Raw genomic sequence first — 11,920 nt, forward strand, 5'->3', positions numbered from 1 at the left:
TTTAAATGGAAGCGGTATATTTATTTTACTTTTCTTACATTTGTAGTAATGTTTATGATTTGTAATCTATTTATTTATCGTCTTTATTAACAGAATTAAATATTAATGGATGTGAAAAATATGGAAGAATTAGAAACAATCATTTTTGATTTGATTGTTCATAGTGGGAATGCACGCGGATCGTTGTTTGAAGCGTTAGAATGTGCAGAGAATAAAAAATATGACGAAATAGATAATTTGTTAAACAAGGCAAAAGAGGAGATGAATATAGCACATAATATTCAAACTCAATTGATTCAAGATAATCTGGCGGGTAAAGGCGAAATTAGTTTACTATTGATTCATGCCCAAGATCAATTAATGACGGTTATGAGTGAACAAGCATTGATTGAGCGATTAATCAAAATGCAAAAGCAAATTAATGAAAATAATTAATACGTTAAAAGAGGGCTTAGTTATAAAGTCCTCTTTTTATGAGGAGTGTAGGTATGGAATATCTCATTGGGGTAGATGCTGGCGGAACAAAAACAAAATTTAGTATGTACGATGTAAATGGTGTTTTGGTTAAAGATTTTAACTTGGATGCAGCAAATATTGTTGTCCAAAAAGAGTATGCGTGGTCGATTATTCAACAAGGGTTAAATTTTTTATTAACTAAATATCATAATGAAGTTAAAATGATTCTTGTGGGGATTGCAGGAATAGAAACAAGTGGGCTTCAAAATGATATTGAAAACAAATTAAAAGCATTATATAACTGTCCATTCATTGTAATGAGTGATGCGAAATTGGCACTAATTAATAAACTAAAAGGAAATGATGGCGGACTGATCATTTCAGGAACGGGATCAGTTGGCTATGGTTTGCAGCATGCTACTTTTTATCGAGTAGGTGGGTGGGGGCATCTTTTAGGAGATGAGGGAAGTGCTTATTCTATTGGTTTGGCTTGTTACAAACAATTAGTAAATGAATTAGATGCTGGATTGGAACTAACTGATTTTTCTTTAGAATTTTTGGAATATATTGGTGAAAAAGATTCAATGAAAGCTATTAGTCGATTTTATGAAAAAAGCAAAAAAGAAATTGCAGACGCAGCCTTGTTTGTTGCCATGTATGCGAAAGATGGGGATGTAAAATCCAAAATTTTGACAGATTCTATAGAAGCATTAAATTTATTGTTAGATAGTTTGATTCATAAAATGAAAGCGAAACAAGAAAATATGGAAATTGCTTTTGCCGGTTCTGTGTTAGAAAAAAATGAATTCATTAGAGAATCATTGATAGGAAGACTAGCACAAAAAAATATTAGAGTGTTGCCTATATCCCAAGATTTTAATACGAAGGCTGTGTATTATTACTATAGAAGAAACAAAGGAGAAAAAAATGAGTCTTATAAAAAACATTGAGAATGTTCAAAATGAGTTGTCCATGACTGAAGAGAAATTAGCTAGTTACATATTAGCTAATCTTGGTGATATTCCACACATGACTGCTCAAAAATTAGCAGATCTATCAGAAACAAGCCCAGCTACTGTTATTCGTTTTTCAAGAAAAATAGGTTATAAAAAATATTCTGATTTTAAATTAGCTGTTTCTCGTTCAATTGAAAAACAAGTTAGAAATGAATACAATTATATTTCGTTTGATGAATCATTTGAAGTTACTAAAAATAAAATATTAATTAATGACAAGTTGGTTGTGGATTCTATAGGGGAACTATTAGATGAAAAAACTATTAACAGAATTGTCAAAGAAATTTATGATGCAGACAAGATTTATGTATTTGGCGTAGGAACTTCTGGAATAGCTGCAGAAGATATACGACAAAAGTGGTTGAAAATTGGGAAAATGGTTATCTTTGAAAAAGACAAATCATTGATTTTGGAACAAATAAAAAATGATTTAGAGTATAACAAGATCGTTTTTTGGGGGATTTCTCATTCAGGGAAAAACAGAGAAGTCTTACAATTGATTAGAGAAGCCAGAAAGAATGATATAACAACAATTGGAATGACTCAGTTGGGTGGGTCAGATTTAGAGAAGGCAGTGCAATATGTGCTTCAAACTTCTCGTACAGACAATATAGAAAATGGCCATTATGGAAGTGGCGCTACGCATTCGTTATTACTACAACTGTTGACCATTGATATCGTCTATTTCTTCTATTTGAAATATTCTAGAAGTGTAAATACTATATGAAGATAATCAAAAGCTTCATATTTCAAAAAAACATAAGCAGTGCATTGTTTTCCTTCATTCGGTAGTTTAAAAAAGTACTTCCCATATGTTGGAGAATGTGGCTATTCTTCTGGCTTGTACTGAAGAACATCTTTATAAATCAAGCAAATATGTCCTTTATATTTTTCTTTGGTTAAACAATTTTTCTAAAAATGGATAGTTGGGTCTGGGGTATTTAGCTATCTTTGATAAACTTAGTATAAGACATCTTGAATCCTCTTATGAATTGGTTCGCGAAATTAATTCTAAAGGAGTTCAAGGTGTCTTTTCTATTTTTTGAATCTTAAAAAAGATGTTGCGAATTGCACGAATATCAAAAAGTATAGCCTATATTAATAATAGAGATACTTATAGAGAGAACAGTCAATAATTTTTTAAACAAGTGGTCGATAATTACTCTCTATTCATTAAGAATCATGTACTTAACAAAAAATGGTACCGTCATCATAGTCGATTTCCTAGTTAAGATCCAAAAAGGTATTGAATGTGATTAAACAAACGACCATAAAAACCATTATTCGATAAAAATGAAGAGAAATAAAATACCGCAGAAGACTTGATTAAATCAATTGAATAAGTATGTTTTATAGATTACTCCCTTTATTTAAATAGAATTTTCTATTGTGGTTTTTATTTTTAGTTTTTTTTTTTTGCTTAATATTTGAAAAACAAAACAAACAAAAAAACTGTTTATTTACTTTTTTTGGGGGAAAAGAGGGCGTTCACCTAAGGTTTGTTTTGTATTTTTTCGATTGATTTGTAGAAAAAAACTTATAAAATCAACATGCGAGTGATTTTACAGGTGTCACAATTAAAGGTACCAACGGCACTGTTCAAGAAAATGATGGTAAAGGAAACCTTTCTACTATTGCTAACGATGTAGTTACTACCACTGCAAAGGATTTAACAATTAGTAACACAGCTACAACTATTATGGAAACTAAAGAAGGTAGTATGAAAGATGGAATATATGATTACTCTGTAGAGAACTTTAAAATTAATATTCCAAATGCCAGTGTAGTACTGGCTGGTAGCTATACAGGAACAATTGATTGGAACTTAACTATTGCTCCAAATCCTTAATTTAGCTTATTAGGAATAAAACGATATGGTTTTATTCCTAAGGAAACAAGGTTTTATACTAAAACCTTGTTTCTTTAGGATATAAGCCAATGAATAAGGAGAGGATAAATGAAGAAACAAGTAGCATGTTCAACTTCTCGTTTTATACGCTCTGGGACTATAGTTAGTGCTATTAATCAAATGATCGACCTTAGTTGGAAAGTGAGAAAAATACATTAAACACACGTAATGAAAAGAGCAACTTTAATTGGGAAAATTTTTTAGGTATTTAAGTATATAGAAAAATAAATAGAAAGGATAGAGTAGATAGATGAAAAAAAGTAAGATTATTTTTTTCACGTTATTGGTTTGTGTAAGTAGTTGGCTAGGTATAAACGTAAAAGCAGATGAGACAGCGCAAGCAAATGGTGGATATACGATTGAAGGTGTTGCGAATGAACACCAAATCGATCCTAATGTTAGTTATTTCTATTTGAGAGAAGAACCTGGGGCAGTTGATCAATTAAAAGTGAAATTGATCAACCAATCGGATGCTGAAAAAACACTACATGTGAAAGTAACCAATGGAAATACGAATGCGAATGGTTTGATTGATTACACAGGAAAGTTAGCTGACCATAAGACGTTAAACACTCCTTTGACGTCTCTTTTGAAACCACAAGAAGAGGAAGTGAAGGTACCAGCTAATGGGGAAGCAATTGCGACATTAGATTTAAAAATGCCGGAAAAAGAACAAGAAGGGATCATTCTTGGTGGAATTGTAGTATCAGACTTAACTAATAAAGATACTTCAAATAAACAATTGTCAGTGGAAAATACTTATAGTTACACACTAGGTGTGGTATTAACCAACCAAGAAGCAGATCCGGTTATGAGTGTCAATGAGGGAGTGGATTTAACATTAGAAAACGTAGAGGCTAAATTAGTTGCAGGAAAAAAAGTGGTTCAATCAGATATTGTGAATCCAAATCCTTATATTCTTGAAAAATCAACAGTAGAAGGAGAAATTCTTCAAGCAGAGGGCGAAAAAGTTGTACAAACACACAAAACAGAAAATGTTCGAATGGCTCCTTACTCTGTCTACCCTTTCCAATTTGATTGGAAAAAGGAAGAGCTCAAGCCTGGAGACTATATTTTTAAAGGTCGTGTGATTTCAGAGAAAAATACTTGGGAATTTACACAAAAATTTACTATTTCAGAGGAGCAAACAAAAATAATCAACAAGGAATCTACCTTTAAGGTTCAAATTCCGTCCTAGTTAATATGGAGTTTGTGGATCATGGTGATCACCTCATTGATTAGTACTTTATATATTTTATTTGTTAAAGGAGGAAAAGAATAAAAAAGAAATGTATATTGACTGGTTTAATGTGTAGCTTATTTCTCGGCTCAATGCTAATTCCTGGTACTTCAACAGGAGTAGAAGCAGAGGCACAAGAGCAAACAGAGACAGATCTTAAGATTACTTTATACAAAAAAATCATGCCAGATAAATTACCTGGAGAAACAGTGAGTGACGAAACAAATAATACAACGAATGATACAACAAATAATACAACCAATGATCTGAGTAATGATAGAAGCGAGAATACAGCAGATTCTTCACTCACTATAGCAGGCAAAGGCACTAGTTCACTCGACCAAGGAAAAGGAGAAAATCATTTTTTAAAAACATCATTTTTACCGGAAACTGGAGCCGTTAAAAATAATTGGTTGCTCTGCGGTGGTATAGGACTGATTGTGTCAATCTTCTTGTTTTATATTTGTAAACCAAAACGAAGAAAGGAGAAGGAAGAATAATGTATGTATTGCCTATTTGTTTGCTAATTATGGCTGTTGTCTTTTTAATGATTCAGATTCGTTATTTCTTGATTCATTATAAACAAGCAAGTGAAGTAGAACCATCTAAGTTAAATGTATATATATATATAAACTATTGTGGTTTGATCAGTTCATTGAGTGTAGCGGTTTTATCTATCATATATGTATTTATCCTTAATAACCAATTATAAGAAAGAAGGGAGTCTGTATTACATGAAAGCAACAAAAGTTGTTGGACTATGTTCTGCAATTTTAGCTAGTAACCTATGTTTGATCACAACAAATGTGTGTGCACAAGCAACAAACCCATCGGATACTCAAGTAACTCAGAATTACTCAGAAGAAAAGGATTTAGTCCTAAATCCATTGGATCCACTGAAAACAGTTCAAAGTGAGGAAAATGGTCTGGAGGAAGACCAAGAAATATCCCCAGAAGGAGCATCTTCCCAAACTACTTCTGAAAATCTGACTGCTTCTTCTGAGAATGAAGAAACGGAGCAAAAGGAAGCAGAAACGATTGAGACAAGTGAAACAGAATCTAGCTCGTCTTCAGAAACGAGTGATACAACAGAGAAACAAGCAGAAGAAAAGGCGCAAACCGATTCTTCTAAAACTAAAGAAACGGGAAATGAAAAAGCAACAGCAACAGCAACAGGAACAGCTGATCCAGAAATTGTATTAGCGGATTGAGATATTACAGTAACAGGGTCTACAGCTACAATTAATAAATATGTAGGACCAGTAAACATAACTAGAGCTAAGAGAGTAATTCCTACTTTGGAAGATCTACAAGCATTAGATCCAATGAAGTATGCTCAATGTACAGAGGTGTTTATTGAGAAGATTGCTATTAACAGAGCAGCAGCATTTACTGATAACAGTACTAATATCTTAAGAGTTAGTTCAAATGGTTCTAAAGTAAAATATGCAGGAGATTCAATGGAAAAGATCTGCAGTAACAGGAGATATCTTAAGGTTTTAGATTTAAATAATTTAGATGTATCGAATGTTACAAATATGAATAATGCTTTTTCAGACTTAAACTATATAAAAGAAATTGGAATATCGACTTGGGATACATCATCCGTAAAGGACATGTCTAACATGTTCGCTGGTTCGAGCTTAGAAGTTCTATATATTCCGAATCTCAGAACAAATGGAGCAAATACTACACATATGTTTTCTGGTACTACCTATGCAGGCGGCAGATTCTTGGTTGTTACAGATGATCCACATTTACTTAATGAGTATAAATTTACTCAAACGCCAGCGTTATTAAATATAAGTAGTGGCGACGGGCAATATCCTGATGGAACAACAGGAATTAAAAAATATTTCAATACAGTTGCAGTTGATTCTAAGCAAGGATCACTGGATGCGATAAATAGATGGATGCAAGAAAATCAACCCCTACGAGCTGGCTATGAATTTGCTGGCTGGGAAGTCAACTTCACTAACCCATGGACTATAGCCCCAGGAAAAGATTTATTTGCAATTACTAATTCGACCTATAAACCAACATGGAAAAAAGTAACAGAGCCGAATGTACCAGGGGAAAGTATCAAACCAAATCCTGATAGCAAAGAAAATTTAGCTTTAGCTTATCTTCCAAAGTCCTTTAATATACCTACCACGCAACTCCAAGAAAGTGGACAACAAAGTATTCCATTAGAAAATGGTTCCGGATTTCATATTGGAGTCAAGGATCAAAACTCTGGTTCAACTTGGCAGTTGAATGCGCAGTTGGTTTGGAATACACCAGGAATTGAAGGGAGTTATATTAAATCAAAAAATACCAATGGGCAAGTATATAAGAATAATAATAATGGCCAATCACCCGTACAAGAGTCAGATTTCACACCAATTTCAGAGGTTACTGGTACAGCCAACCTTCAGATTGGAACGGGTGCTGAAGTTTGCGTCATGCAAGTGAACCAAAACGTACCATCTGGTGTTTACGATTTTGCTTTAGGGGATGCCGAATTAGTGATCCCAGAAGTGGCACAGGTACAAGCGAATCAGTATGCAGGACAAGTTAATTGGAATTTAGTGAAAGCACCATAATTGTAATACCTACAAGCAAAGTAAGTAATTACTTTGCTTGTTTCATCTAGTAAGTGAGGTGATAGCTTATGGACAAATGGATGGATATAAAAGAAATTGAACAGTTAATTCTAGCACTAAGAAAACGAGAATATAACGACGAAAATAATAAAGAAGTAAAACAAAATATTACACTAGCATTGGAAAAAATTGATTCCTTAAAGCAAGAATGTCTACAGAAGATCCAATATTCGAAATCGAAAGGCATCGAAAGTATTTTATATCTTTTAAAAACAGAAGCCGAAATCATTAATGTTATTGGGGTGGTGACGTATAGTGATTTTTCCGATCAACAGACATTGGCTGCCTATTTAGAGCGAGAATCAGAATATACTTATAGAGAGTATATCGAGGATATTCAATATTATGCAAAAGATTTTCAAAATATAGGGATTTTACCACAATTTTATATTAAAACAGTTTCAAATACGGAAAATTGATTTCTTTTGGAGAAGAGAAAGGCAGTTTAATGCTATTCTTTGAGAAAAAAACTTATAATGAAAGTAGTGATTGGGGGCAGGATTGGTATGATCGAAAATTATATTGAGAAAGAAATTATGCGGCAGGTGAAATTAACAGAATACCTATACGAGTGTAAAAAATTAGTGATTTCAGATGTAGCAAAACGCTTGGATGTTAGTTTCAATACGATAAAAAGAGATTTTGATAGATTGGTCTTCCAGTTAGAAGATTACATTGTAAGCTACGAAATCACTAAAACACACATGACCGTCTGGTTTGATACCATCTATACAAGATATGATTTAATCAAACAAATTTATAGTTATTCGAAATTTTTAAATGTATGTCTACTTTATTTGACTGATGAAACTAATTATTTAACTATAGTAGAAAATGAATTTGTTTCAGTGACAAAGGCTTTTCAGCTAAAAAAAAATGTTGAACAATATTTTATAGAGATAGGTCTTTTAGATGAAAATAAAGCTTGGTTAAATGATGAAATAACCTTTAGACTAGTGACATTAACGGTATTGGCTAGAAAACCTCTTAATTGTCATACATTAGATAAAGAAAAAATGAAGCAATCACAAGAATTTGTAGAAAAGTTATTTTTTGATTTAGCGAATTGTTATGAGAAAAATGATCGTGAATACACGTTTTTGACGTTAGCTGTTTATCTAACCATCACAAGATACGAAGACCATCCAGTACAGAAAAGTTCAATAAAATACAAATTAGAAGAAAGCTTAACGTTTAAGAAAATTCAAACAAATGTAAAATTGTTTTTTAAAGAATATGATTTAGATAACAATGAATTGCTTTTTTTGACTACTATTTATAAAAACATCTCACTAAATTCTGATAGCTTTATGACAATTCAACTCAATTACCAGTATGAACGAGAACATGTCATTGAAAATATTCGTGAAGTCCAAAGTTTGGTCTTTCATTTTGAAGAGGAATTCAAAAATAACTTATTTTCACAAATTATTTTTGAACGTCCACTCATTACTTTTTGTTATTCCACTTGGAATAGCTTACAACATTTTTTGTTGTATCGTCATCATTATCTAAGTGAAGAACAATTGCAACTTTTACCAAGAATAAAAAAATTTTTATTCAATGGAAAGAAGAGGTATGGCCAGAACCGCCTTTTATTTTTAGTGATGTAGCAATTGAGTGGTTCACTGCACAAGTGTCTTCGAGTCTTATTTTTAGAGAGAAACAAAAGAGAGTGTACTTTGTTGTGGCAGAAAGTGAAGAGGCACATATCATTTATCGGGAATTACTTATTCACTGGCTTAATCTGGATTACAATATGATCGATTCGTATCTATATTATTCTGTGGATCAATTACCAGAATATATAAAAAGAAATCCTCATATAATTATCTGTGATCGCTCGGTATTGGCCGAAACTGAATTAGATCTTCCCAATCTTTTTCCTATCTCCCGTTATTCCGTTGGAGAGGATTTAAAAGTAATATTGACAGAAAGTTTAAATCTAATCCGTTAAATTAATTTATGATTTCCCCACCATTGGTTTATAGAAACTGAGTACTAAGAAATCACACGGTCTTATATACTGCGAGTTGCTTCTACTTTTTAAATCTAATAATAGTAGCATTTATTTTATTCACAGGTATAATTGTACCGTTTACATTGGGGAATCTAATCATGGATTTATGGTATCTAGTCATAGGAGTTATGATATTTCCAACATTTTCTTTACTTGTTCGAATAGTAAGGGTCGTATGAATTTATTAAGAAAAGGTTGATGGATTTTATAAACAAAATGGTGTACGCAACAATGTCAAGGGTCAAAAACTTTTAAGTTTTTGACCCTTCTTATTTATATTACAGCCACATCACTTTAGTTTATATAAAGCAACATAGTTGCTGTTAACAAAAGAGTGAATAGAAGCAGTATAGGATTGATCGTCTGTTCAAAACTCCTGTTCAACTAATCGTGAGTATTGTCTATCTCAAAACGAATATAACTTGTACAGTAGCAACTTAAGTACCTACTAGAATATCAGTGATTTTCATTCTAATGAGCGGCTGTTTTTTTTGCATGTTCGACTTATTTATCGGTTTTTCTATACCTAACACCCTTTTTTATGCTCATTTCATCCGTGTTTATTTAGAAATTACTGCCATTAGCCAACGATTTTTTGAAAAAATTGATCGCTAAAATTGAACCTCTGCCTAATTTTGTTATCTATATTTTGTATCATTTTATCTATAATTTGTTTATTTATTCCTTTTGTTGTAAGCGCTATAATTGGCTTGTGAATGACACGAAAGGAGTTTTACGATGAAAAAAAGAAAGGGGTTAAATCATTTTTTTGCTAATCTATGGCGCTACAAAGCTTTAGTACTAATGGCTGTGCCGGGGATGCTATGGATGATTTTTTTCTTTTATATCCCAGTATTAGCAAACGTAGTAGCATTTAAAAACTTCCATATTTCTGCTGACGGGTTTTTAGCTAGTTTAAGAGAAAGCCCTTGGGTTGGTTGGGAAAATTTCCGCTTCTTATTTACTTCTGATCAAGCTTTCTTGATCACTAAAAACACCATTTTATATAATGTTACTTTTATTCTTTTGAATTTATTGATTTCCGTTGTTTTTGCCATCATTATGAGTGAATTACGGAATAAACGACTGGTAAAAGTTTACCAAACAATGTCGTTACTTCCTTACTTTCTATCATGGGTCATCATTGGGTATTTTGTTTATGCCTTCTTGAGTCCTGACAAAGGAATCTTTAATCAGTGGATCACTGGGCATGGTGGAGAAGCGATCAACTGGTATAACGAACCGAAGTATTGGCCGTTTATTCTTGTCTTTATCGGTACGTGGAAAGGGATTGGCTATAACAGTATCATTTATTTTGCTTCTGTTATGGGGATCGATCCTACTTATTATGAAGCAGCGATGGTGGATGGTGCCAGCAAATGGCAACAAATCAAACATGTGACGATTCCACAATTGATTCCGTTGATGACGATCTTAACGATTCTAGCTGTCGGGAATATTTTCCGAGCAGACTTTGGTTTATTCTACAATATCCCGAGAAATTCCGGGGCACTTTATGATGTCACACAAGTATTGGATACTTACATTTATAATGGCTTGACCTCTACTGGTGACTTTGGAATGACAGCTGCAGCGGGATTGTATCAATCCGTTGTCGGGTTTGTTCTATTGATGATCACAAATACGATTGCTCGTCGTTTCGACAGCGAATCAGCATTGTTCTAGGGAGGAAAAAGAAATGAAAAAAAAGAAAGTCGAACGAGTACAAATTCGTTCATTTAACAAAACAACCAATTTTTTCTCTAACTTGTTGATCGCATTGTTTGCTCTTTCTTGCATCTTACCGTTTCTATTCGTGATTGCGATTTCTTTTACGAAAGAATCCGCTTTGACACAATATGGCTACAGTTTTTGGCCAAAAGAATTTAGTACATTTGGGTATACTTACTTATTCGGTCAAATGCAAGACAAGATTTTCCAAGCTTTATTTGTGACGATCCTTGTCACTGTTCTAGGGACTTTGATCAATAGTACAGCGACTTCTTTATACGCTTATGCGATTTCACGATCAAACTTCCCATTTCGGCGCTTCTTTACCGTATTTTGTTTGATCACGATGTTGTTCTCACCAGGGATGGTTGCGAACTATTTAGTAATGACGAATCTCTTGCAGTTAAAAGATACGATCTGGGCATTGATTTTGCCAATGGCGGTCAGCCCGTTCAATATCATCGTGATGCGAACGTTCTTCAAACGCTCGGTTTCAGATTCGATCATTGAATCTGCAAGAATTGATGGGGCTAGTGAGCTGCGAATCTTTGTGCAAATCGTTTTACCGCTGGCAATTCCAGGGATTGCAACGATCAGTTTGTTTGCTGCCTTAGGGTATTGGAATGATTGGTTTAATGCGTTGCTTTACATTCAAGATGATAAACTGGTTCCTTTGCAATATTTATTGATGAAGATCCAAAGCAATATTCAATATTTGACACAAAATTCAGGAGCGGGCAGTCAATTGACAGGCGGACTTGCTTCTGTTCCGGGAGAATCAGCTCGAATGGCGATCGTCGTGATTTCTACTTTACCGATTGCGATCAGCTATCCATTCTTCCAGAAACATTTTGTTAAAGGATTAACGATTGGTGGAGTAAAAGAGTAATGCAATAAAAATAT

The 11,920-nt window shown here is 33.3% G+C and carries 13 protein-coding genes and 1 pseudogene; 13 read left to right on the forward strand and 1 reads right to left on the reverse strand.

Annotation, left to right across the window (positions count from 1 at the left end; all coding sequences use genetic code 11):
* Positions 1-105 precede the first annotated feature (105 nt).
* The 3 genes from AB3I42_RS11205 to AB3I42_RS11215 are packed head-to-tail and all read left to right on the forward strand — an operon-like array spanning position 106 to position 2,199.
* Positions 106-435, forward strand: a complete 330-nt coding sequence (locus AB3I42_RS11205; protein WP_223603559.1) for a PTS lactose/cellobiose transporter subunit IIA — start codon at positions 106-108, stop codon at positions 433-435.
* A gap of 53 nt (positions 436-488) precedes the next feature.
* The gene (locus AB3I42_RS11210; protein ID WP_010736984.1) at positions 489-1,406 is read left to right on the forward strand and encodes an N-acetylglucosamine kinase; all 918 of its coding nucleotides are present in this window, start codon (positions 489-491) and stop codon (positions 1,404-1,406) included.
* Positions 1,384-2,199 (forward strand): MurR/RpiR family transcriptional regulator, encoded by an 816-nt coding sequence (locus AB3I42_RS11215; RefSeq protein WP_010736985.1) that lies wholly within the window; start codon positions 1,384-1,386, stop codon positions 2,197-2,199. The genes AB3I42_RS11210 and AB3I42_RS11215 overlap by 23 nt, the downstream gene beginning before the upstream one ends.
* A 104-nt stretch (positions 2,200-2,303) precedes the next feature.
* On the opposite strand, the pseudogene AB3I42_RS11220 reads toward AB3I42_RS11215, so the two are convergent.
* A pseudogene (locus AB3I42_RS11220) lies at positions 2,304-2,446 on the reverse strand (ISL3 family transposase); the annotation flags it as partial.
* A gap of 746 nt (positions 2,447-3,192) precedes the next feature.
* On the opposite strand from AB3I42_RS11220, the gene AB3I42_RS11225 reads away from it, so the two are divergent.
* The 10 genes from AB3I42_RS11225 to AB3I42_RS11270 all read left to right on the forward strand — a co-directional run bounded on the left by AB3I42_RS11225 (position 3,193) and on the right by AB3I42_RS11270 (position 11,906).
* The gene (locus AB3I42_RS11225) at positions 3,193-3,321 is read left to right on the forward strand and encodes a hypothetical protein (protein ID WP_368022500.1); all 129 of its coding nucleotides are present in this window, start codon (positions 3,193-3,195) and stop codon (positions 3,319-3,321) included.
* A 310-nt stretch (positions 3,322-3,631) separates the two neighbouring features.
* A complete protein-coding gene (locus tag AB3I42_RS11230; protein WP_181914665.1) occupies positions 3,632-4,579 on the forward strand; it encodes a DUF916 and DUF3324 domain-containing protein in 948 nt (315 codons plus the stop codon).
* Between the two features lie 98 nt (positions 4,580-4,677).
* Positions 4,678-5,121 carry an LPXTG cell wall anchor domain-containing protein gene (locus AB3I42_RS11235; RefSeq protein ID WP_368022501.1) on the forward strand — a complete coding sequence of 148 codons (444 nt, stop codon included), beginning with the start codon at positions 4,678-4,680 and terminating at the stop codon, positions 5,119-5,121.
* 234 nt (positions 5,122-5,355) lie between these two features.
* Entirely contained in the window at positions 5,356-5,832 is a 477-nt protein-coding gene (locus tag AB3I42_RS11240) for a hypothetical protein (RefSeq protein WP_368022502.1), read from the forward strand.
* Positions 5,833-6,081: 249 nt separating this feature from the next.
* The gene (locus tag AB3I42_RS11245; RefSeq protein ID WP_368022503.1) at positions 6,082-7,206 is read left to right on the forward strand and encodes a BspA family leucine-rich repeat surface protein; all 1,125 of its coding nucleotides are present in this window, start codon (positions 6,082-6,084) and stop codon (positions 7,204-7,206) included.
* Between the two features lie 68 nt (positions 7,207-7,274).
* The gene (locus AB3I42_RS11250) at positions 7,275-7,685 is read left to right on the forward strand and encodes a hypothetical protein (RefSeq protein ID WP_010736990.1); all 411 of its coding nucleotides are present in this window, start codon (positions 7,275-7,277) and stop codon (positions 7,683-7,685) included.
* A gap of 87 nt (positions 7,686-7,772) precedes the next feature.
* Positions 7,773-8,879, forward strand: coding sequence for a DeoR family transcriptional regulator (locus AB3I42_RS11255; RefSeq protein WP_258924869.1), 1,107 nt, complete (start codon positions 7,773-7,775; stop codon positions 8,877-8,879).
* A 62-nt stretch (positions 8,880-8,941) separates the two neighbouring features.
* Complete coding sequence (locus AB3I42_RS11260; RefSeq protein WP_368022504.1) at positions 8,942-9,223, forward strand: hypothetical protein; 282 nt, start codon at positions 8,942-8,944, stop codon at positions 9,221-9,223.
* 801 nt (positions 9,224-10,024) lie between these two features.
* Positions 10,025-10,972: a sugar ABC transporter permease gene (locus AB3I42_RS11265; protein WP_010721015.1), complete on the forward strand. Its 948-nt coding sequence runs from the start codon at positions 10,025-10,027 to the stop codon at positions 10,970-10,972.
* Between the two features lie 13 nt (positions 10,973-10,985).
* Positions 10,986-11,906, forward strand: coding sequence for a carbohydrate ABC transporter permease (locus AB3I42_RS11270; protein ID WP_010721014.1), 921 nt, complete (start codon positions 10,986-10,988; stop codon positions 11,904-11,906).
* Positions 11,907-11,920 lie beyond the last annotated feature (14 nt).

Source organism: Enterococcus sp. C53 (assembly GCF_040887425.1).
GTDB classification, from domain to species: domain Bacteria; phylum Bacillota; class Bacilli; order Lactobacillales; family Enterococcaceae; genus Enterococcus_B; species Enterococcus_B hirae.

Bases quoted from the DNA above. Each gene is read 5' to 3' on its own strand.
- AB3I42_RS11245 (WP_368022503.1), top strand. From the start codon at position 6,082: ATGGAAAAGATCTGCAGTAACAGGAGATATCTTAAGGTTTTAGATTTA.
- AB3I42_RS11230 (WP_181914665.1), top strand. From the start codon at position 3,632: ATGAAAAAAAGTAAGATTATTTTTTTCACGTTATTGGTTTGTGTAAGT.
- AB3I42_RS11265 (WP_010721015.1), top strand. From the start codon at position 10,025: ATGAAAAAAAGAAAGGGGTTAAATCATTTTTTTGCTAATCTATGGCGC.
- AB3I42_RS11210 (WP_010736984.1), top strand. From the start codon at position 489: ATGGAATATCTCATTGGGGTAGATGCTGGCGGAACAAAAACAAAATTT.
- AB3I42_RS11255 (WP_258924869.1), top strand. From the start codon at position 7,773: ATGATCGAAAATTATATTGAGAAAGAAATTATGCGGCAGGTGAAATTA.
- AB3I42_RS11240 (WP_368022502.1), top strand. From the start codon at position 5,356: ATGAAAGCAACAAAAGTTGTTGGACTATGTTCTGCAATTTTAGCTAGT.
- AB3I42_RS11270 (WP_010721014.1), top strand. From the start codon at position 10,986: ATGAAAAAAAAGAAAGTCGAACGAGTACAAATTCGTTCATTTAACAAA.
- AB3I42_RS11250 (WP_010736990.1), top strand. From the start codon at position 7,275: ATGGACAAATGGATGGATATAAAAGAAATTGAACAGTTAATTCTAGCA.
- AB3I42_RS11215 (WP_010736985.1), top strand. From the start codon at position 1,384: ATGAGTCTTATAAAAAACATTGAGAATGTTCAAAATGAGTTGTCCATG.
- AB3I42_RS11205 (WP_223603559.1), top strand. From the start codon at position 106: ATGGATGTGAAAAATATGGAAGAATTAGAAACAATCATTTTTGATTTG.
- AB3I42_RS11225 (WP_368022500.1), top strand. From the start codon at position 3,193: ATGAAAGATGGAATATATGATTACTCTGTAGAGAACTTTAAAATTAAT.